This window comes from Neobacillus bataviensis LMG 21833, from assembly GCF_000307875.1.
Taxonomy (GTDB): domain Bacteria; phylum Bacillota; class Bacilli; order Bacillales; family Cytobacillaceae; genus Neobacillus; species Neobacillus bataviensis.
On record NZ_AJLS01000074.1, the window covers coordinates 89,355 to 110,835 of the forward strand.

Annotated in this window: 19 protein-coding genes and 1 other annotated feature; of the genes, 2 read left to right on the forward strand and 17 right to left on the reverse strand. The window is 36.5% G+C overall.

Translation table 11 applies throughout. The features are described from left to right. Positions 1 to 365: 365 nt before the first annotated feature. From BABA_RS12600 to BABA_RS12640, 9 genes are all read right to left on the reverse strand, one after another. Complete coding sequence (locus BABA_RS12600; RefSeq protein WP_007085578.1) at positions 366 to 965, reverse strand: short chain dehydrogenase; 600 nt, start codon at positions 963 to 965, stop codon at positions 366 to 368. Between the two features lie 244 nt (positions 966 to 1,209). Then, the gene (locus BABA_RS12605) at positions 1,210 to 1,806 is read right to left on the reverse strand and encodes a class I SAM-dependent methyltransferase (RefSeq protein WP_007085579.1); all 597 of its coding nucleotides are present in this window, start codon (positions 1,804 to 1,806) and stop codon (positions 1,210 to 1,212) included. Positions 1,807 to 1,935: 129 nt separating this feature from the next. Further along, a complete protein-coding gene (locus tag BABA_RS12610) occupies positions 1,936 to 2,886 on the reverse strand; it encodes a ribose-phosphate diphosphokinase (protein WP_007085580.1) in 951 nt (316 codons plus the stop codon). Positions 2,887 to 3,017: 131 nt separating this feature from the next. Further along, complete coding sequence (locus BABA_RS12615; RefSeq protein WP_007085581.1) at positions 3,018 to 3,365, reverse strand: hypothetical protein; 348 nt, start codon at positions 3,363 to 3,365, stop codon at positions 3,018 to 3,020. Between the two features lie 87 nt (positions 3,366 to 3,452). Beyond that, on the reverse strand, positions 3,453 to 4,205 hold the full coding sequence (locus BABA_RS12620) for a GNAT family N-acetyltransferase (protein WP_007085582.1): 753 nt from the start codon (positions 4,203 to 4,205) through the stop codon (positions 3,453 to 3,455). 121 nt (positions 4,206 to 4,326) lie between these two features. Then, positions 4,327 to 5,124 (reverse strand): DUF2935 domain-containing protein, encoded by a 798-nt coding sequence (locus BABA_RS12625; protein ID WP_007085583.1) that lies wholly within the window; start codon positions 5,122 to 5,124, stop codon positions 4,327 to 4,329. Positions 5,125 to 5,296: 172 nt separating this feature from the next. Then, positions 5,297 to 7,000, reverse strand: coding sequence for a 2-isopropylmalate synthase (locus tag BABA_RS12630; RefSeq protein WP_007085584.1), 1,704 nt, complete (start codon positions 6,998 to 7,000; stop codon positions 5,297 to 5,299). A 63-nt stretch (positions 7,001 to 7,063) separates the two neighbouring features. Beyond that, positions 7,064 to 7,286, reverse strand: a binding site (T-box leader). Positions 7,287 to 7,448: 162 nt separating this feature from the next. Next, positions 7,449 to 7,934 (reverse strand): nitroreductase family protein, encoded by a 486-nt coding sequence (locus tag BABA_RS12635; protein WP_007085585.1) that lies wholly within the window; start codon positions 7,932 to 7,934, stop codon positions 7,449 to 7,451. 257 nt (positions 7,935 to 8,191) lie between these two features. Further along, entirely contained in the window at positions 8,192 to 8,995 is an 804-nt protein-coding gene (locus BABA_RS12640) for a polysaccharide deacetylase family protein (RefSeq protein WP_007085586.1), read from the reverse strand. A 197-nt stretch (positions 8,996 to 9,192) separates the two neighbouring features. Here BABA_RS12640 and BABA_RS12645 point away from each other — a divergent pair, with 197 nt between their 5' ends. After that, complete coding sequence (locus tag BABA_RS12645; RefSeq protein ID WP_007085587.1) at positions 9,193 to 9,597, forward strand: YkvA family protein; 405 nt, start codon at positions 9,193 to 9,195, stop codon at positions 9,595 to 9,597. Between the two features lie 198 nt (positions 9,598 to 9,795). On the opposite strand, the gene BABA_RS28290 is transcribed toward BABA_RS12645, so the two are convergent. The 6 genes from BABA_RS28290 to BABA_RS12670 all read right to left on the reverse strand — a co-directional run bounded on the left by BABA_RS28290 (position 9,796) and on the right by BABA_RS12670 (position 14,463). Beyond that, the gene (locus tag BABA_RS28290) at positions 9,796 to 10,119 is read right to left on the reverse strand and encodes an arylamine N-acetyltransferase (RefSeq protein ID WP_051186045.1); all 324 of its coding nucleotides are present in this window, start codon (positions 10,117 to 10,119) and stop codon (positions 9,796 to 9,798) included. A 13-nt stretch (positions 10,120 to 10,132) separates the two neighbouring features. Further along, a complete protein-coding gene (locus tag BABA_RS28295; protein WP_051186046.1) occupies positions 10,133 to 10,516 on the reverse strand; it encodes an arylamine N-acetyltransferase in 384 nt (127 codons plus the stop codon). Between the two features lie 127 nt (positions 10,517 to 10,643). Continuing rightward, positions 10,644 to 12,188, reverse strand: coding sequence for a class I adenylate-forming enzyme family protein (locus BABA_RS12655; RefSeq protein WP_007085588.1), 1,545 nt, complete (start codon positions 12,186 to 12,188; stop codon positions 10,644 to 10,646). 4 nt (positions 12,189 to 12,192) lie between these two features. Further along, positions 12,193 to 12,963: an enoyl-CoA hydratase-related protein gene (locus BABA_RS12660; RefSeq protein ID WP_007085589.1), complete on the reverse strand. Its 771-nt coding sequence runs from the start codon at positions 12,961 to 12,963 to the stop codon at positions 12,193 to 12,195. Then, entirely contained in the window at positions 12,956 to 13,375 is a 420-nt protein-coding gene (locus BABA_RS12665) for a MerR family transcriptional regulator (RefSeq protein WP_007085590.1), read from the reverse strand. Before BABA_RS12665 ends, BABA_RS12660 begins: the two co-directional genes overlap by 8 nt. A 251-nt stretch (positions 13,376 to 13,626) precedes the next feature. After that, a complete protein-coding gene (locus tag BABA_RS12670) occupies positions 13,627 to 14,463 on the reverse strand; it encodes a nuclease-related domain-containing protein (RefSeq protein WP_007085591.1) in 837 nt (278 codons plus the stop codon). A 320-nt stretch (positions 14,464 to 14,783) separates the two neighbouring features. Here BABA_RS12670 and BABA_RS12675 point away from each other — a divergent pair, with 320 nt between their 5' ends. Then, entirely contained in the window at positions 14,784 to 18,440 is a 3,657-nt protein-coding gene (locus tag BABA_RS12675; RefSeq protein WP_083865377.1) for an AAA domain-containing protein, read from the forward strand. A 436-nt stretch (positions 18,441 to 18,876) separates the two neighbouring features. Here the strand turns inward: BABA_RS12675 and BABA_RS12680 are convergent, their stop codons facing one another. Together BABA_RS12680 and opp4C are read right to left on the reverse strand one after the other, a co-directional pair. Next, a complete protein-coding gene (locus tag BABA_RS12680) occupies positions 18,877 to 20,511 on the reverse strand; it encodes an ABC transporter substrate-binding protein (protein WP_007085593.1) in 1,635 nt (544 codons plus the stop codon). A 47-nt stretch (positions 20,512 to 20,558) separates the two neighbouring features. Continuing rightward, entirely contained in the window at positions 20,559 to 21,476 is a 918-nt protein-coding gene (gene opp4C, locus BABA_RS12685) for an oligopeptide ABC transporter permease (RefSeq protein WP_007085594.1), read from the reverse strand. Positions 21,477 to 21,481: the final 5 nt, after the last annotated feature.

Consider the following 21,481-nt stretch of genomic DNA (forward strand, 5'->3'; position numbering starts at 1 on the left):
CTTTTTTATAGATAGTGAAATACAAAACATCTGCTCCCTTCAAGGTAAAAAGTTTGTTGCAATCGTTTACATTGGTCAATAAAAGGAATAAAAACTTGGTCTGACCATGGAATACCGTAAATATATCATATACATTCACATTAGTCAAAATATTTATAATATTTATAATAATCTTTTTGGATTTGCCTTTTTCATAATATTGACAGGAAAACCTACAATAAAAAAGGAATCTAAATTGTTAAAATTTAGATTCCTTTTTTATTACTATTCTTTTATAGCATTATTAAAATAAAAAATGAACAATTTCACTTACTGAACTACCTAATCTTTTTTTACAATTTCTATCTTAAAAACAACGTGTGGCATCAATAAATTTCATAACTCTGACCGGTTTGTGCACCTTGAATACTCTTTCTATAGACAGTTGCGACCCTTTTACCTGACACAGGTTCAAACCCATTGAAAAGGTTTCCATATTTCTCTATAGATTCGCTCAAAATTGTTGGACTAACACTATTAATTCGAATACCTCTAGGCATTTCAATAGCTGCTGATTTAACAAAGGCTCTTATCCCTCCGTTCGCCATCGCAGCAGAAGCCCCTCCTAGGATCGGATCATCCATCAAAATTCCAGTTGTAAGTGTAAAGCTACCATAATCGTTAACGTATTCTTGTCCAAGTAATACTAAATTAACTTGCCCTGCCAATTTGCTACGTAATGCGATGTCATTCAGTTCAGGAGTAATTTCTTTCACAAGGCCAAAATGAGCAGCCCCAGCTGCACTAACTACTGCATCTATTTTACCAACTTTCCTATACATTTCTTTGATACTTTCAGTTGAGGTAATGTCTACATGAATATTTGACTTACTCTTACTTACTTGGATGATTTCAAAATCATTTTTTAAATCATCCACTATATGACTACCTAGTGTTCCGCTTGCACCTATAATTAATACTCTCATTCTCTTCTCAAAACCTCCTAATGTTTTTTAACAAAATTTTCGGATATAAGTATTAAGTTTCCAATTTAAATTGGAATCTTATATATTCATACAATTAAACCATTCGTTGGATTTCCTTATTTTCCTTCTAACAAAATTGGTACATCCTCACTTTATCAAGGGAAATGGTAATAAAAAATTTCTAATTCGATATAAAAGCCAACTACCTAATCATAGTTGGCTAATTTATTCCCCATCATATGCTTTATTTCTTATTTACAGACTCTATATATACAAATAAATCCCTATAGTATTTTTGTACACTTGTAATTGTAATATTATGTAATTTCAATAGCTCTATGGTTTTTCTATTTAAGCAGCATCCATCACATATCTTTTTCCAAGCAGGTGTTAGCATCTCTTGGAGTGCCCCCAGGAAGTGATTTTCCATTTTAACATGTTCAAATAGAAGGATTTTCCCTTCCGGTTTGCAAACCCGTTTCAGCTCTAGAAGTGCTTTTCCCGGATTTGGGATGGTACAAAATACGAGAGTAGCAACAACTGTATCAAAGGTATTTGCCGCAAATGGCAATTCTTCTGCACCCGCTTGAACAATTTCAATAGGAACAATCGATTGTTTAAGTTTTGGAGTTGATTGCTCAATCATATGTTTACTTGGTTCCACAGCTGTTACCTTTTCAACTTCATTATTATAAAAAGGAAAATTTACTCCAGTCCCTGATCCTAATTCAAGGACACATCCCGTTGCATTCGATAAAAGTTCCTTACGAATCTGTTTAAATTTCCTTTTCTCCAACGGATTCATAAAAAAGTCGTACCATTTTGCAAAAACATGACTCATAACCCCTCAACTCCAAAATGTTAAGTATTACATCAATCATTTCAACTAAATAACAACTTACATGTTTCAATTATGTCAATTCAATTTTATAAAAGCCAACTACTTAGCGTAGTTGGCTAAACACTAAATTTATTCAAATAACGGACTAACTGCTTTCTCATTATGAATCCGATCGATCGCCTCAACTAGCAATGGGGCGACGGATATCGTTTTTATCTTTTGGATTTTTTTCTCTTCTGGTAACTCAATCGTATTCATTACGACAAGTTCTTTAATTGGTGACATTTCAATTTTTTCAATTGCTTGTGCGGTAAATACGGGATGAGTACAGCCTGCATAGATTGAAGTTGCGCCATTTTCCGCAACCGCCTTTGCTGCAGATGTAATAGTTTCAGCTGTATCAATTAAATCATCAATGATAATGGCATTTTTCCCTTCTACATTACCAATGACATTAATGGTTTCTTCCTCATTTTCCCCAAGTGTCCTTTTATCAATAAGAGCAAGTGAAGCATGTAATAGCTTGGCCATTTTTCTTGCTCTTCCAATACTGCCATTATGCGGAGCAACAACAACAATATTATCTAATCCTTTATTTTCATAATACTGTGTTAGGATTGGCACGCCAAATAGATGTTCTACCGGAATATCAAAGAAACCTTGAAGCTGAGGAGTATGCAAATCCATTGTTAAAACTCTAGTTGCTCCGGCCGCTTCCAAAAGGTTAGCGACAAGTTTAGCTGTAATCGGTTCCCGGGAACGAGCCTTTCGATCCTGCCGTCCATACCCATAGTAAGGTATGACAACATTAATCGTTCCGACAGAAGCCCTTTTTAAGGAATCAATCATGATGAGGAGCTCCATCAAATTTTCATTAACAGGGGAGGAAGTGGATTGAACAATAAATACCTCACTGCCTCGAACACTTTCTTCAATATGAATTTGTATTTCTCCATCACTAAATTTCGTAACAGAGCATTTACCCAATTTACAGCCTAAAAGTTCAGCCATTTCTGCTGCTAGCGTTTCATTTGAATTTAATGTAAACATTTTAAATCTGTTATTTAATTGATACGTCACCTTATATCCCCCACACTGTATAAATTCGAATGTTGCCTATACTCCAATCATTTCATCTTATTTTACTATATTAAACAACATAGTGGTAGGTGATAGGCTTCCCATTACATTAAATTATCCCTCTTTATACTTCACTTTTTCAATAATTGAATAAGATTTTTTAAAGTATATATTCTAGACGTAAAGAGGAATAGGTCGTTGTAGTTATTAGATACATATTCTTCGATAATGTTAATCCCTTTTCGAAATTGATCTACTAAATAAAAAGTGTACTTTTCATCCCAAGAAAATTGATTTATTCGATGGAGCTCATCGGCTATAATTTGAAACTTATATTCCTCCACCCACAGTTTAATCTGATATATTTTATCTTTATTTGCATAAAGACTGTTTCTAGGATTAAAACTTTTTTTGACATATTGAATAAAATCATTTATTTGTTCCGCAAGCATATTTGCTTTTTGCATCTCAAATTTCATATCTCCCTCTCCTTAATCTTAAAATTTAAAAACGTTTTAAGAAGAGTGTATGTTATGGGACTGCGCTGTAACACCAACTTATTGCGCCTAATTTTCGTAAACTTTGTGTGCGTGATATTTAAATCCATGATTTTGATAGTTTTGTCTTCTATACATTTCTCTTGGAGTGTCTTCTCCATCCGCTACCAAAATGATGGTCTTATCATGGAATTTTTCCATCACAAATTTTTGCAGCCTGCTTCCTATTCCTTTTTTCTGGAAGTTTTCATCGACACCTAAACTATCAATTTCTGCTGTTTCTTTCGATACAATAACATCTACTGAGCCTGCTGGATTCCCTTTATAAAATGCAATCAGTTGAAGAATATTCTGTTCCTCGAAATTTCGTTTATGTAATTCAATCTTTTGATTTGCAAATTCACTGCCAAACTCTAAGTCTTGCTGATATTGTAATTCAAGAAAAGTCTCAAGGGTCTTATCTGTTACAACATCAATCTCTATATCAGGGTTGTCTACTACTGAAGGAAATTGACGAGGTTGAATAGTGTATAGTTCGAGAAAACCGATTGCATAACCTGTTTTTTTCATGTAATCAAGTATTTCCACTGCGGGTTTTTCATTCGCGGGAAAATAAAACTTTACATGCTTTTGACCATTTTTCAAATGATAATTTCTTAAGTAATTCTCGGCATTTTTAAATTCAGCCAAGGATGGTGTATTTTTAAACTCTATAAAATTACTATCATACCTGAGTAACATTTCTGGATAATGAATGTGTTTGTATTGGTGATTTTCAATTACCAGATGTCCAAGGGTATTAATATTTTCAAAAGTTATCATATAAATATTATCTCCATTTCCTAATAAAATGTAGGAATCAACCTATACTTCGACAAAATTCTATTATTCTCCTTTTAAAAATGGAAAAAAGGCAGAGATGGATTCCCTACCTAATATTTTTTCATGCTTTAAGTCGAGGTTTAGTTGGATCACAGTTTGGTGAATCTAGATTCGCTGATTCTGCTAATTTCATAAGATAATAACATTCTTCACGTGACATATGATCCGCCATTAATGGAGCAAATGTTCCTAATGCTTGATTACTTAATTCTAGTTCTTCTATTTCATGTAAAAAGTTTTTAAATAGCTTTATTTCTAACTCGGCGTCCACATTCATTTTTGACAAAGCAGGAAACACAGTTAAATTGGTTCTTAAATACCCCGCCATTTCTACAGCCTTTAGGTAAAAAGCTTCAAAACCCTTCTTAAATGTATTGCTTTTGTCCCTTAATTTCTTCTCAACACCGTCTAAATTGGAGGAAATTGCTTCTGAATGACCTGCGGCGTCTGACAACCATAAAAGATGATGATGTAGTTCATGGTAAACAGGTGGGACTTGCCCTGTTTTTAAGTGTTTTAGAATTCGTAAATATTCTTCTAGCTCATTTACCATGTGATTAAGAAAGGTGGGTGAAAGGTGAATTTTGATTTTCCCTATAAGATGTTTTCGTATTAATTCAAATTTAAATTCGCGTAATTTTATTACTTCTGTTTCAGCTTGGACGGTTAATTGTATCACATCAGTCGAGCTTGCATTTTCCAGAAGTGTATCAAATACCTGAATAAAGTTAGAGGCCTGTTCAATCTCCACTTTTTGAATGGGGGCAAGAGCTTCATATATAAATCTTGAATGATCACCTAATATTTGGAGCCAAAAACGATGTTCAAACCTAGCTGTCTTCTCAAAGACATCATTCATGATTTTTCCTCCCAGTAAAAAATAGCCGCACTATTTTGATGTATATTCCCCTTATAATTTCTTATGAACAAAAGGATAAAATTTCATTGAGAGAAAGTGAAATTTTACAGCACAAAAAAAAGCTTGTAGAAACTGTCTATTGACTTTGTGATTTCTACAAGCTTTTAAGATTTTATTTTTTTGTAAGGTGGAATTCTGTTTCAATTGGCAGTTTAGCGCTGGTAATCATATTGTTAATGGCACTAAACAACCCTTTAACAGAAGAAGTCATAATATCTGCGTCAATTCCGCAGCCCCAATAAACAGTACCATCTAATGCAGTGATTCCCACATAAGATACAGCGTTTGACTGGGAACCAATTTCTAGAGCATGCTCCTTATACACTAAATCCTTATAACTAATTCCCAATGCCGTTTGGAGAACATTGCTGATGGCATCCAGTCTTCCATTCCCCACACCTGTAAATTCGTGAATCTCATTATTAATCCGGATTGATACAATCGTTTCGTAATGATCATTTTGCGTATATCTGTAATTAGTAAACCCGACTGGGGTATTTATATTCACATACTCCCTATTAAAGATGTCATAGATTTCGTTTGGCATAAGCTCTTTATGCAAACGGTCTGATACATTTTTAACATGATAGCCAAAGCTTTCACGCATTTTGGCAGGAAGATCAAGCCCATAATTTTGCTCCAAGATGTAACCAATCCCGCCCTTACCGGATTGGCTATTAATCCGGATGATATCTCCTTCATACTCTCTGCCAATATCCTTTGGATCAATTAAAAGATAAGGGACGGCCCAATACTGACGTTCTGCTTCTTCACGCCATTTCATCCCTTTGGCAATGGCATCCTGATGAGAACCTGAGAAGGCTGTAAAGACTAGTTCACCGGCATATGGGTGTCTTTCATGAACCCTCATTCTAGTCAATTTCTCATACTTGGAAATGATTTCACGGATATGTTCAAAATGAAGCTGCGGATTTACCCCGTGTGAATACATGTTTATGGCAAGAGTGACGATATCGACATTTCCTGTCCTTTCTCCATTTCCAAACAGCGTTCCTTCGACCCTCTGTGCACCAGCAAGCATCCCAAGCTCTGCATCAGCAACACCTGTTCCCCTGTCATTATGTGGATGAAGTGAAAGGATGACATTGTCACGGTAGTTCAGGTGATCACTCATAAACTCAATTTGGCTAGCGTAAACGTGTGGCATGGACATGGATACCGTAGCTGGTAGGTTGATGATTACCTTGTTCTCATCAGTTGGCTGCCAAATATCAAGTACTCGGTTACAAACGTCAAGTGCAAACTCCATCTCTGTACCCGTGAAGCTTTCTGGTGAATACTGAAATTGGAAGTTTCCCTCCGTCTTGGCCGCATATTGTTTAAGCAACTTCGCTCCGGTTACTGCAATGTCAACGATTTCCTCTTCCGATTTTTTAAAAACCTGCTCACGCTGTGCCACTGAAGTCGAATTGTAAAGGTGGACCACTGCTTTGTTAACACCCCGAAGTGCTTCAAATGTTTTTTCAATAATATGATCTCTTGACTGCGTTAGCACTTGAACCGTTACATCCTCTGGAATCAAATCCTGTTCGATCAATGTACGCAGGAAAGCAAATTCTGTTTCTGATGCAGCAGGAAAGCCCACTTCAATTTCCTTGAAGCCTACTTCCAAAAGCAATTGAAAATATTCCAGCTTCTCCTCTAGACCCATGGGGATCACCAACGCCTGATTTCCATCCCTTAGATCGACACTGCACCATGTTGGGGCTTCCGTAATATATTCCTTCTCAGTCCATTTCAAACTTTTCACCGGGGGTATAAAATATCCTCTGGAATACTTTTCAACATTTTTCATGTGCACGACCACCTTTTCATTTTAATAGTCCCATTTTAAAAAATAAAAAAAGCCCATCATCTCATAAGAGACGACAGGCTTTGCCTACGTGGTACCACTCTTTTTGATTCGTTTTAAAAAACAAAACGAATCCACTTTACGACTCGATTACGGCGGCCGACCGTTAAGGCCTACATATCGGCCTTACCACTCCTGGGCGAGTTGGGGGATTTATTGACCGTCTTTCACCAACCGACAGCTCTCTATACAATAAATAGTCCTTAATGCTCCCAATCATTGTGTTTTCACTTAAATTGAATTTTTTGATTTTTCTTATTCTATAACGAATGAAGAAAATAATCAAGAGCTAGTTAAAATAACTCGTTGGATTTCTATAGGACTTTTTTTGAAAAAGGACATTTCCTACATAACTAAGTAAAAAGCTTACATTCTTCGTAATGAATCAGTTTTAAGGTAAGTATGTAAGTTTGTTTTCAATTGGAGTTCGTGGCTTAGGATCCGGAATCATCTCAGGATATCCAACAGCAAGCACACCAAGCAAATCAAAATGTTCTGGTACCTTTAGAAGGTCACGATTTTGCCCCGTTATGCCAATAGATGACCAAAACGTCCCTACTCCCTCGGACCATGCTGCCAAATTAAAATTTTGGATAAAGCAGGCTGTTGCGGCAACATTTTCTTCTGATTCAACTTTAGTTGCCCCATGCCTTGACAACACTGCGAATAAAGTAGGTGCGTTCCCAAAATTTGATTTATGATTTAACTTTTCTCTTGTTTCCGAACCAATGAAAATAATTTCCCATGGTTCAGTCATCCGATGATTGGGTGCCATCGCAGCAGCATTTAGCCAATTTTTGATTACGGTCTCATCAACCTGTTCAGATCTAAATTTTTTTATATTACGTCGTGATTTAATTAATTCAATCATATTCATTTTTAAACTCCTCCCACCCTAACTCATTCCTCATATATTACCATAAAAGACCAGTCCTAAAAAGTATTTAAGGTTATGACACCATAATTAGTCTAATTATTTTCTGCAATCTTTTGGGTGGTAATCTATTTTTATCAAAAAAATAAACCAGGTACCATCTCAAAAAGTTTGGAAGGTGCCTGATTTTTTCTATATGCCATTTAAAACGATACTTATTATTGATCTTTATAAACCTTAATTCGCACCTAAGAAATAATTTATTTTTTGTAAGGAATCTTCACTAATTCAGGAACGGTTTCAAAAGTCACCCCCTGTTTTTTCAATGCTGGTATAATCAGTCTCAAAGCTTTGATCGTATTCGTCCTATCTTCATCCCATGCTGCCCCATCATGCATTATAATAATGGCACCGGGATGTACATTGCTGAGAACATTATAGGAAATTTGTTCAGGAGGAGATTCATGCCAATCAAGAGAATCCACTGACCAGGCAATAACGGAATAATTCATCTCTTTTAGCTTCTCCACTAATTCATTATATAAAAAGCCATAGGGTGCTCGGAATAGCTTGGTTCTGTAGCCGCTAAGCTCAGCTAACCTTATTTCTGTTTTAGTCACTTCACTTTGAAGTGTACTGATATCACCTTGTGTCACGAGATTCGGATGCCAATATGTATGGTTTCCAATAATATGTCCCTCGGCTTTTATCCTCTTAACAAGGTCGGGATAGGCATCTGCCCTTGCTCCCATTAAGAAAAAGGTCGCTTTAATCTTATGCTCTTTAAGGATATCTAAAATCTTTGGGGTAAACCGAGGGTCAGGGCCATCGTCAAAGGTCAAAGCCACCTTATTTTCTGTTTGTCCCCCTCTAAGTACCACCGTTTCCGGATATCGCTGTTGCAAAATAATATTGGAAACCGGGTGGCGAATCCGTTCTTTATTCTCCGACCCGCCTGCTAATTGTGGCGGTTTTTCAGGTTGTGCATGTACTTTGGTTGCTCCCCACGATACCAGACTGAGAATCAATGTAAAAAGCAAGGCTCTTAGTATGTTAGCTTTCACCTGTCCATCTCCTTATCCAATAATCTACACATATATTTTCTTTTGAAAATAGACATTTATTCATGTACTGGTTGGGAAAGATAGATAAATGGGTAAACAATGACAGAGGAACGGTTATAAATTGAATATATTAAAACAAATATTTTCATTGGATTATAGTAAAATAAATTTAGTGCATATGAAAGGGCTGTGTGAAAATGGAAAAAAGTGAGGAAGAATTCGAAAAAGAAATGGAAGATGCAAGTAAAAATTTCTCCGATGAAAAGTTTTGGGACAAACTAAAGAAATTTGGCAAAAAAGCAGGTTCATCCGTTGTGTATGCGGTTTTACTCTTGTATTTCACTCTTCAGAAACCTGAAGTACCAGTTAAAGCAAAAACCATCATAATTGGAGCCTTGGGATATTTCATCCTACCTTTTGATTTAATTCCTGATTTTGCAGTTGGAGTAGGTTACACAGATGATTTGGGTGCATTAGGAGTAGCCCTCCTCCAGGTGGCAATGTACATTGATGATGACATTAAAAATAAAGCAAAGGAAAAATTAAAAGATTGGTTTGGTGATGGTGTAGATACATCAAACATTGATGGAAAAATCGGTTAAAAATAAATTAATATAAAATTCGAGTAGCAAGAAAAGAAATTTTCATTCATGTCCTCACCTCCCTCCCTAAATTTTAACATTTGAGATGTGTTTTGCCGACAGATACCTAGCAATGCTTGTTGTAAGGGCGTGTAATCATCCATCTTTATTTGGCTAGCGCTTCAGCACATTTGGTTCAGGCTTATAAATCCCTAAATTTCACAGCCCAAATTGTTGCTTTGCTAGATCCTTGAATTTCACGTTATCAATGGTCTCTTTAGATAGAATTCCGTCAGCCCATTGGGTAAATGTGGTATCTGTTAAGGTGATAGTTCCGTTTTTGGTAAGTCGGGTCAATAATGGATGTTTGTTAAATGATGATTTTGGGTGTTCGGCAATAATTGTTTGGATCTCATTTAAATTCGCTACATCTTCAATAGATTTTCTGGAATCAAAAGCATAGCCAATTTTCCAATCTTTATCTTTATGCTTTAATTTTATTTCTAAACAATAATCCCCATATGGATGGTTTACTTTTTTCATTCTAAACTCTCCATTATAAGAAGGATATGGTTTCACCGGATAAAGGAACAGGTTTTAACGGTAAATTCCCTCCAAAGACCGTGTCTATTAAATACGATTGTTCCTCGTGATTTAAAAGAATTGTTACATGCGTCCTTCCAAGTTGATGATACTCATCCGCAGCATGATTATAAACAACACCGTCTGTTAAGACTGCGTTAAATCCATTTTCTTTTAGGTAAAAATAGAAAATCGGATTTAATTCGTAACAAAGGCCGCCTTCATTTCTTTCAATTATTTGGATGATGCGTGAGAAACGGCATGGGCAGGATAACTGTAAGCAATGGAATATGATTTGTTTAATCGAGCACGAGGTCGCTTCAAACTGAATTATTATAGGTTTTGGAATATAATCCATCAAATTGACATATTAAAAGGGGCAAAACCTATCGAATACGGAAAATAGCACCTGACCCCCGATGCGAATACACTAATATGTCGGGGGTCAGGCACTAAAAATAGCTTCTGCACATAAATGGCTTACGCTATCTCTTCAACTCTTCCTTCCGCAACATCCTCCGAACGACCTTCCCAACTGCACTTTTCGGTAAGCTATCAATAAACTCGATAGATTTTGGCTTTTTATAGGATGCTAGGTGATCTTTGCAAAACTCAATAAGTTCTTCTTCACTCGTTGTGTGGCCCTCTTTCAATACGACAAATGCTTTCACACTTTCAACCCATGTTGCATCTGGAATTCCCACGACTGCAGCCTCCATGACTGCGGGATGCTGGTATAGAACTTCTTCCACTTCACGGGGATAAATATTAAATCCACCGCTAATGATCATATCCGACTTACGGTCTACTAAATACAAGTATCCTTCTTGGTCGATGTAGCCCATATCACGAGTATAGACCCACTTTCCTTTAACCGTTTCGGCAGTTAATTCGTCCTCCTTCCAATACCCTGCCATCGATTGATTGGAGGAGACAACAATCTCCCCTATTTCGCCTTGAGGAACCTCGATGCCATCTCCATCAACAATTTTCACGTCTGTTGTAATTGTTGGCCTGCCACAAGATAACAGCCGATCAAAGTAAGCTGGATTTTCTAGTCCTAAAATATGGTCTTCAACCGGTAAAATGGATAGAATAAGAGGAACTTCAGTTTGCCCGAAATATTGAATAAATTTTGGCCCCCACAATTCAAGCCCTCTCTTTAAGGCTTCACGTGGCATCGGTGAAGCGCCATAAATGAGACTTCGAACAGAATCAAAAGAGTATTTTTCTACCTCTGAAGTTGATAGGAGCATGACAATCATGGTTGGAACTAGATTAAGTGTAGTTGGTTTTATTGTTTCAACAGCTTGTAGAAATTCTTGAGGATGAAAGGTTGGTAATATGGCATTGGCAGCGCCTCGAATCCAATGTGGTAGGACTAGTATGCCGGAAGCGTGTGTTAAGGGAGCAGCGTGCATCATAATATCCCCATTATTAATTGTAAGTGTAGATAAGATATTCGTTGCCATAGCCGCCCAGGATCCCTGGGTATGAATGGCTGCTTTTAATTTCCCAGTGGTACCAGATGTATATTGAAGGGTGGCGTAATCAGCTTCTACTAAAGGAACAATTGGATCCTCATCAGTAACCGCTTTCATTTCCTCGTAAATGGGAATCATCCAATCATACTTAGAAACACCGTCCACTTGGCAAAACAGAGTTCCCTTTGGGAGTCTTTCCTTCAGTCTCGCCACCCTGACTGAAAATTCCTCTGTAAATAAAATAGCCTTGGAATCCGTCTCCGTTATCATATGAAAATGTTCTTCTTCTGAAAGCCTTGTATTTAAAGGGACACGAACCAATCCCGACTTTAACATAGCAAAGTCAATTTCCACACTATGAATGGAATTGGCTAACAAAAAGGAAATCCGATCACCTTTTTCCAACCCCAATTTAAAGAGAGCATGGGCTAATCGATTGGAATTTTTATGAACCTCTTCAAATGTCAGTTTCTGATTTTTATACATAACAGCCGTTTCTTTCGCATAATACTTGGCCCCTCGTTTAATCAACTCCGCAGCAATCATTTCATTACCCCTTTCGATTGATGAAATTGTTTAATCCTTGTCTTGTTTCTTCACTTTTTGTATGAGGCATTCCTAATTGACATTCAATCCGAAGTGCTTCCTCAAGTGGAAGTCCCCACCCCCTTACTGCCGCCTGCTTATCAGATCGTAATGAGCCTTGTGGATAGGAAGCCATTTGGTGTGCAAGCTCTAGCGCACGATTTAATAGATTACTAGGATCAGCCAGTTCCGTTACTAACCCCCAATCCAACGCGGTGTTAGCATCAATTTTTCTACCAGTTAATATCAAATCCATCCCTCGGCCCCAGCCCACTATCCTCGGAATTCGCTGCGTACCACCGTCGACCAAAGGAACATTCCAGCGCCTTTCTAAACAGCCAAACTCAGCATTGGTTGCCGCAATGCGAATATCACACCAGGCCGCCATTTCTAAGCCGCCAGCAAAACAAAAGCCATTGACAGCAGCAATCGTAGGTTTTAAGATATCTGTCATTCTTGTAAATCCTAAATACCCTTTGCCATCATAGGCAAAACTGGCATCATATTGATTTTGCGGCCCTAATGAATCAATTGCCTTTAAATCCGCACCTGAACTAAATGACGGGCCACTTCCAGTTAAAATAGCCACTTTTGCTTGATCATCATCACGAAATTGACCCCAGGCTTCATAGAGTAATTGCGCTGTTTCACCATCAATACAATTATGTTTTTCTGGTCGGTTTATCGTAATAATCGTTACCCTATCCTGTTGTTCCACCAAGACCTTTTTATTCATCTGATTGCCCCTTTTCTTTAAGTGCGTTATATCTTGATTCGGCATCTTCTATGGCATTCAATAAATCGCTTTCTAACAGTTCTAACTCTTTCTGTCGCTCCCTCACCTCGCTTAAATGTTTGTACGCAAGCTTAATCCCTTCTTCGTACTGTTTGATTTGAGAGTTGTCAAGATCATATAAGCTAATCAGCTTGGCAGCATCCTGCAAGGAAAATCCGAGGTGCTTTCCTCTAAGAATCATTTTTATTCTCGCTCGATCTCTTTTGGTGTAAATTCGGTGATTCCCAGCTGTTCGTCTCGGATGAATCAATCCCAATTCTTCATAATAACGAATCGAGCGTTGGCTAATACCGAATACTTCGACAAGGTCGGATATTAAATATTCCATATTTTCAGTTTTTTTGACAGACACTTTTTTAACCTCCTTAAGTATTAGTTTATCTCATATCTACTAACAACGTCAATTATTTAACGTTGTTGGTAGGTATAAAAAAAGTAGATTCGTTCCAATGGAATTATCTAATTATGGTGAGCAGGTTCTCTAATTACATAATAAAAGTTGCCATCGTAGATTGGCAACTCAAAAAAAGAGCAAAAATATTTTCGATCAATTAAGAACATAGATATTTTTTCGTTTTGCTAGCAACAATATGGCAGTAATAATCAATTACCAAGTGCGTTATTAACTTTATTATCCTCCTCTTTAATTGTTATTCTATATAATAGCTCAAGAAGTTTCTTTTGTTTATTTTCACTTATGAATTGCTTTGAATCTTGAATATAATCAAGTAGATTTTCCTGAACTCTAATATCAAAGATGGGCTTACCAAATCCATCATTAAAATTAAAATTCGCTTCCTCTGAGAAAAAGACAATTTCATTTATCTCTTGTATAAAATTATTCTCTTTTAAATATCTAGTCAATTTTTTCTTATGCACACATACTTGGAAGTAAGGATTTTTGGTACACTCTTCGTGTAATTCACCATAATTTCCAATTTTTTCCCTTATCCATTCCTTCCCATTTACATCTCCTGAAAATGTGCCTCTCAGGTGCTTATTCTCAATAATAAACAATCCTGTTGGACCTAAAATAATGAAGTCAATTTCAAAATTTAGGGCAACAGCATTAGTGAAAATAACAAAAGCCGATGACAATCTATCTTTTAAAAGGTCTAAAGTATATTTTTCTCCTTCCAATCCCGATTTAAGGATTTCTTCTTGATTACTTGAAAACTCCTTATAAGGTTTAAGGGGGAAATTAATTAAACTTAAAGCAAAATATACTACTAATGGTATTAAAGATAAGTAAGGATTTATTAAGGAAATAACAATTGTACAGATAATTGTTATAATAATATAATATGGTCTCTTCTTTTTTATTGATTCTTTTTCTTTATAATAAGTCTTTAATTCATCCTCATATTTTTGTTGTCTCATCCCCTCTAGTTTCTCTAGCTTTATTTGATTTTTATTTACACCCAGATATGTAATCGCCAAATATTAACACCTCTAATTAAAATAGTATTTTAAGTTAAGCAACTAATTCTTTTTACTTTTGAATAGTTAAATCTTCATTAAAGAAATACTTTTATGAAAAAAATCTATCCGTTTGCCTGGTCTCTTCTTTCACCATATAAACCAATATGTTCAACCAAATTCCCCGTATAACCTCCACTGCCCATAAAACATATAAATTCCAGACTAAAACAAACAATCCCTTAGCGATGAAAAATGGGACAGATGTAGTGATGATTTTCATTTTGGAGAGCAAGCGGAAAAATTGGATTTAATAACAAGGTTTGGTGAAGATCAAAAGCTTGGAAAAAATTAAGATACAAACCAAGAAAAAGGGTGGCGAACATAGCCTTTTCTGCGAACGCCGAAGAACTACAAACATTCTGCTCACCTTGTTAAAAATTTATACTTCCCCTTTGTCTCACTTTTGCAAAAGACGAAATCATATGCGTCTTTTTTTTTGTAGTGGTGGCAATAATGATACAAATGAAAAGAGTGACGGAGGAATTTATATGTTTCAAACCATTGATTTTATTGTAAATGCTGTTAAGCAACATCAAATCATACACATCAAATATGACAGTAAACACAAGGAAGAAGGCAAGTACAAAATACTGCCATTACATTTCTTCACATACAATGGCATCTATTATCTTACTTGCAAGAGTATATCAAACAATCAATACCTAACACTGAAGGTTGAAAACATCTATGGCGTGGAAACAACTTTCTTACTCGGAAAGGATGATGTACCGCTCGAGACAATCGCAATGAAAAAAGGATACAATCTGGATTATGTTTTCCCTGTTGATGTGTATAAAGAAGAAGATGTAGCACACATCCATTCATACTACGGTAATCATGCGAAAAGCACCGGGAAGATACAACATGAAAATCTCTTTCAATATTACATCGAGGCACTTCGAATAGATGACATGAAGAAAATATCCTTTAAATTGGAGGATGAACACTTCTACGTTATCGATAAAGAAAATTGCATACCTTTGTTTCAGCAATTTGAGGCAATAACAAGGTTACCTAGTGCTTTCGAGGAGTTTTTCGCCAAAGTCAAACATGCTAAGAACACAAGTTTATTCTTAGGGTATCCGCAACTATCCAATGGTAAAGGTACATATTATCCATTCTTATATGCTGAGATAGTCGTTTCCGAGGAGGAAGCAATTATACAATTAAAAAGGTCCCGCATTTACATCAATAAACGTTTTGCAAGTGATGCGTGTGAGATTTCATTGGCAGATGCGCTAGAAGTTACTGCTGCTCTAACTTCAAAAGACATGTCTTCATCATCACTAAGTGAGAATGTTCGTCGAAACTTGAAAAGATATAATATTCTTGATAAAGGTGTCATTTTCTTAAATAAATCCTCCAATGCAAACTACAAGACCGTAGAGGAATTAAAACAATATGCTCGCATGAGTACAGACTTTTTTACTCCAATGAAAAAATTCATAGAACCAACATTTCCTATAGATCCTAAAAGAAAAGATGCATATGTGATGAGCCCAGTTTTGATTAATTATAGTCAAAGGGAAACCGTTACGCATGTAAACAATGATATTCTTTTATGTCAAGGTCCTCCAGGAACAGGAAAAACCCAAACCATTGTAAATATCATTGCAAACGAAGTTTTGAAAGGTAATACCGTTTTAGTCGCTTCAACGAACAACAAAGCCGTAGACAATGTAAAAGAAAAGTTGAACGGAGATAAAACACTTTATACAGGAACCTTGCGTTTAGGGGATGAAAATTTGCGAACCAAAGCTATACAGCAAGTGAAACAAGCGTTAGATGAAGCTAAAGCAGATACAACGCCCTATACAGTGAACAAAGAGGAATTATTGAAGAAAAGTGACGAAATGGATAAGTCACTAAAAGAGTTACTGAAGCAACTTCATTTAATACGAAATATTGAAAAGCAAATAAGTTCATTATATAAAGCTATCGATTATACGGAAGAACTTATTTTGGATTCCGATATTAAACAAAACCCGTATTCTATATTAGATAAATACTCGAGACTACATAAGGAAGAAACACCACTTGTTAATATATTACATGCCCTGAATCAAGTAACATTTCACATTGAGAATAAAAGAAATCATCCCCGGATGCAGTTTAGCTTTTTTAAATGGATATACAAAGCATTCGAGTTGAACAGGCAACGGAAAATCATTGGGAAATTAGGGCTCACCCTCGATGGACTTAAACAAAAGAAGTCATTCGAAGCATTTTTAGATGCATTGGAGCAGTACAAGGTCGTCTTACAATTACTCATACTATTAAAAGAAAAAGATGTAATGGAAAGCCAAAAAAAGGGAATCAAGAACTATGAAGAGGACGATATTAAAGTGTTCATCCAGTCTAATCTTGAAGAAAAGTTAAACAATGATGTACTTCTTTTGAAACAATTAGATCACGAGAGGATTGAAAATTTTACTGAACCGAATAGAAAACAGTTGATGGGAATTCTAAATGATGAGAAAGTCTACTATGATTCAGTTAATGACTTTTCCCTTCTCACCCAATTGTATCCTATCATTCTTTGTACCAATCAATCTGTTCCAACTTGTATACCTATTAATTACGCATTTGATTTGGTAATTATCGACGAAGCATCACAATGTAATCTCCCGGCATCTCTTCCAGCCATCAAACGGGCAAAACGCTTGTTGGTAGTCGGAGATGATGAACAATTAAAACCGGTGACGGAACTACCAATAGAATGGGATGAATTACTACTAGAAGAAAATCGAGTGTCCATGGATGATAAAAAAAACAGTATCTACAAATTCTCTGCCAACTCCCTATTCGATTTTTACCGGAATGTACTAGATGACCAATGCCAGTTCTTTTTAAATGAGCACTTTCGTTGCCATTTCGATATCATTCAATTCAGCAACCAAGAGTTCTATAATAATGACCTGATAGTAAGTACCAGCCCAACCAAAAGCAAGTTACAAGGTATTCTTGGTTTAGACATATCTACAAAGGAAATCCCACTTAGCTTACCGGAAATAGGCAACATAAATCCTTATGAAGTCAAAGCGATTATTGATTTTATAGAAGAAAAATTTGAGTATATAAGAGGAAAATCCATTGGAATAACCACTCCTTTTAAGGACCAATGTAGGCATATTATCGAACAAATTAATAAGCGGCGAGAAGATGAAACGATTAATCCAGAAATAAAGAAACTCTACGACCAATTGATAGAAAACGTTGCTATTGGTTCTGTGCACACCTTTCAAGGTGGCGAAAAACAAATTATTTTTTTTAGCACAGTGGTAAGTTTCGGAATGGACAAACCACTAGATAAATGGTTAAACAAAGAAAAGAACTTAATTAACGTTGGGAATACAAGGGCTATTGAAGCCTTAGTCGTTGTAGGAGATTTTCAATTCCTTCAATCTGCCGGCGGCATATTAAAGAAGCTGTCTTTGTATGTAGAAAATGTGGCGCAAAACGTGGAAAAACCAAAAATAAACCCTGTATTTTCGATTGTTCATCCCATCATTTATAAAAAAATGTCTAATGAACATCTACGGCGTTTATTAAATAGCTCAGAAGAAAAAATGTATCACATTATGAAAAGGTTGTTAGAGAATAAATTTCAAAAATATGACATCTACCCAAAGATCCGAGTGGCAGACGTCATCAAAGTCGAAAAAAGCATAACCGGAGAAAAACAATTTTATTATGCTTTAAGTGCGCATTTTGATTTCATCATTTTCAATAAACAAACATATATGCCTGTAGCAGCCTTTGAATTCGATGGTCCAGAACATGACAAACCCGAACAAAGGAGTAAAGACGATCTCAAAGATGAATTGTGCAAAAAGAATGACTTTCCGATATCACGCTTTGACTATAGAAGTGAGTTAACAGACACCTCTCTCTTGGAAAATATGGAAAAGGTATTATTGAATTGCTCACGTTAACAGAGAAGATTGCTCATCTTTTCTTTCTCATAGGATGTGTTTCATTTTTTTGGGGGATGGTTTTGGCTATTAATGTCCTGACTTACAATCCCTGTATAATCCTGGAATGACATCTTAAAAAAGTGCCTGCCCCCCACCCGATGCATTATTACATTAACACGACGGGGGTTGGCACCAAAAGCCTAAAAAAGAAACGTGAGTGTCGGTGAGGAATATATTTTCCACCGATACTTTTATTCCCATTTTACTTCCTGGTTTTAAAATGGAAAAAATTTATTAACAAACAAAAAGAGTATGAAATTAGGGTCAGTCCCCCGGGCGTTAAAGCTTTAGTTCACTGGGAGTCTGACCACCTGGCCTCAAGCGCAGGCACTTTTTTATCGAAGAAAGTGCCAGGAACCATCCAGTATATGGTTGGTTCCTGGCACTCTGATTCTTATTTTTCAACAACCCAATCTTGTACGTCATAGAACATACCAAATTGTCTTGGTAAACCTACTTTTACCTTCTTAGATACTGCCCCCATAAGGTAATCTGAATAAAGTGAAATGGTTGGCAGGTCTTCATGAAGGATTTCCTGAATTTTGTCGTAAATCACTTTGCGATTTTCAGGATTTGGTTCTGATTTCCCTTTCATAATTAATTCATCAACCTCTGGATTGCTGTAATCAGCAAAGTTATATGGTCCATTAGTACCATAGAATGCACTTAAATCCGGATCAATTTGGTAAGGGATTCCAAGGAACATTAAATCAAAATCATGTTTTGCTCCTTTTTGCATATGTGTAGGGAAATCGAACTTTTGAATTTGAACATTTAAGCCTACTGCTTTAAGATTTTCCGCAATAATAACGGCTGATTGTTCACGAACCTGGTTACCAACAGGAACATTTACACGAATTGGCTTATTCTTATCCCAGCCTGATTCCTCAATAAGCTTCTTTGCCTTCGTCAGATCATATTCATAGTTCTTAATATCTTTATTATAATATGGATGCAATTTTGTGTATGGTCCATCAATAATCTCAGCTTTTCCTTTTAACAGCTTCTCTACTATTTGGGGACGATTAATTGCATATGCAATGGCCTGACGCATTTTTGGATCGGTGAAGGTTTTAGTATTCATGTAGATTTCTTGGTAATCATAGCCTTTACCGTCTATTGCCTCAACATTAGCCATATTTTTCACTTTTTCAATATCCTGAATGGCAACGGCGCCAACAGCTGGATAATTCATATGAATTTCGCCTGTTTGCAGCTGTGCTGTAATATTGGCTTGAGGAATAACTTTAAAGAAAAGTTTTTCTGTCTTCGGCGCTCCTCGGTAATAATTAGGATTCGCTTTAAATTCCACCTGTGTTTCCCCTTTGAAATCTACAAGCGTGTAAGCACCATTTGAAACAGTTGGTTTCAGCATAAATGGATCTTGATGAAGAGTTGCAAGATCTTTATCCTTCAGAATATGGCTAGGTATGATTCTGAAATTGATTAGGTTCCCTTTAATATAGTTAGGGTCAGTCGGTTGTTTTGTATGAATGATAAAGGTTTTGTCGTCGACGATTTCGATGCCTTTTACAGTCTTTTCTCCTTTAAGCAGTTGTCCATTATCATCCAAACCCTCAATAATATTAAGAGTTTTTAAGCCTACGCTTTGTGCAACAGGATTCGCTATTGTTTCAAAGGTAAATTTAACATCCTCTGTTGTAACAGGCTTTCCATCAGTCCAATTTGCCTTTGGATTAATTTTAATTGTAAAGGCTTGATTATCCTTAGTTTCAAAGCTTTCTGCTAATTTAAATTGAAACTCCATTTTTTCATTTGGTTCAAATAATGGATCGAATAAAATGGATGAAAGAGTCATCGCTCCCAAATCACGGGCATTAATCGGATTAAGTGAACCAATTGCGTTAGAAACACCGACAACAATGGTATCACCCAAACCTGCTGATGCATTCCCCTTCTCTTTGTCCTTTGATGAAGACGATGTTTCATCTGCACCAGAACATGCACTTAAAAAAAGCAGCATAAGAATTGATAAAATGGTTAAAAACTTTATCCTCGCATTTTTCATTTTTTTCCCTCACTCTCTTATATAATAATTGATTAGTTTTATTCACACTATTTCAACGTTTTCGGATCAAGGGCATCACGCAGCCCATCCCCGATAAAATTGATAGCTAAAACAACAAGGACAATCAACATTCCAGGTGGAACCCAAAGCCATGGCTGTGAGGTTAATACGGTTAAGGATTGGGCATCGGTCAGCATATTTCCCCAGCTTGCTGTTGGCGGCTGAACTCCCATCCCCAGAAAACTAAGCGAAGCCTCTACAATGATTGCAGCTGCAATCCCAAATGTTGCCTGGACAAGAATTGGTGCAATTGCATTTGGTAAAATATGCTGGAATAAAATCCTTGGGGTACTTAATCCAAGCACAACCCCTGATTTCACATAATCAACATGTTTTAACGACAGTACACTGCCGCGGACCAATCTGGCAACCGACGGCCAGCCAAGGAGTCCCAAAATCCAGATAATATTTAACAGGTTTGGCCCTAGAATACTTACGACAACTAGAATTAACATCAAACTTGGGAATGACATGAAGACATCTGTTAAGCGCATTAACACGATATCTACCCATCCGCCAAAGTAGCCTGAAACCGCCCCCACAATCGTACCAATGATACTATAAATCAAAACAGCTCCAAGGCCGACCATCATTGATACTCGGGAAGCATAGATTAAGCGTGTAAAAATATCCCGTCCCACTTGATCGGTGCCTAACCAGTGCTGGGACGATGGTGGCGCAGAAAACTCATCATAAACTTGAAAGGGTTCCTTAGGCGCAATAACAGGTGCAAAAATGGCAATGAGGATAATGAATAGCATAATTATACTGCCAGCTACAGCTAAGCGATGTTTCATAAAACGCTTTACAATGATTTGAAAGGGTGTTTCCTCTCTGCCAAGTTCTGAATAGGAAATGGGTGGTGTTTCTACTTCATTTTTGATACTGGTTTCCAGCATAGGCATGATCT

Coding starts and splice junctions, on each gene's coding strand:
- BABA_RS12600 (WP_007085578.1), bottom strand. CDS start 965: ATGAGAGTATTAATTATAGGTGCAAGCGGAACACTAGGTAGTCATATA.
- BABA_RS12615 (WP_007085581.1), bottom strand. CDS start 3,365: ATGAAATTTGAGATGCAAAAAGCAAATATGCTTGCGGAACAAATAAAT.
- opp4C (WP_007085594.1), bottom strand. CDS start 21,476: ATGCCTATGCTGGAAACCAGTATCAAAAATGAAGTAGAAACACCACCC.
- BABA_RS12635 (WP_007085585.1), bottom strand. CDS start 7,934: ATGAATATGATTGAATTAATTAAATCACGACGTAATATAAAAAAATTT.
- BABA_RS12680 (WP_007085593.1), bottom strand. CDS start 20,511: ATGAAAAATGCGAGGATAAAGTTTTTAACCATTTTATCAATTCTTATG.
- BABA_RS12660 (WP_007085589.1), bottom strand. CDS start 12,963: ATGAATAAAAAGGTCTTGGTGGAACAACAGGATAGGGTAACGATTATT.
- BABA_RS12645 (WP_007085587.1), top strand. CDS start 9,193: ATGGAAAAAAGTGAGGAAGAATTCGAAAAAGAAATGGAAGATGCAAGT.
- BABA_RS12630 (WP_007085584.1), bottom strand. CDS start 7,000: ATGAAAAATGTTGAAAAGTATTCCAGAGGATATTTTATACCCCCGGTG.
- BABA_RS28295 (WP_051186046.1), bottom strand. CDS start 10,516: ATGGATTATATTCCAAAACCTATAATAATTCAGTTTGAAGCGACCTCG.
- BABA_RS12655 (WP_007085588.1), bottom strand. CDS start 12,188: ATGATTGCTGCGGAGTTGATTAAACGAGGGGCCAAGTATTATGCGAAA.
- BABA_RS12625 (WP_007085583.1), bottom strand. CDS start 5,124: ATGAATGATGTCTTTGAGAAGACAGCTAGGTTTGAACATCGTTTTTGG.
- BABA_RS28290 (WP_051186045.1), bottom strand. CDS start 10,119: ATGAAAAAAGTAAACCATCCATATGGGGATTATTGTTTAGAAATAAAA.
- BABA_RS12605 (WP_007085579.1), bottom strand. CDS start 1,806: ATGAGTCATGTTTTTGCAAAATGGTACGACTTTTTTATGAATCCGTTG.
- BABA_RS12620 (WP_007085582.1), bottom strand. CDS start 4,205: ATGATAACTTTTGAAAATATTAATACCCTTGGACATCTGGTAATTGAA.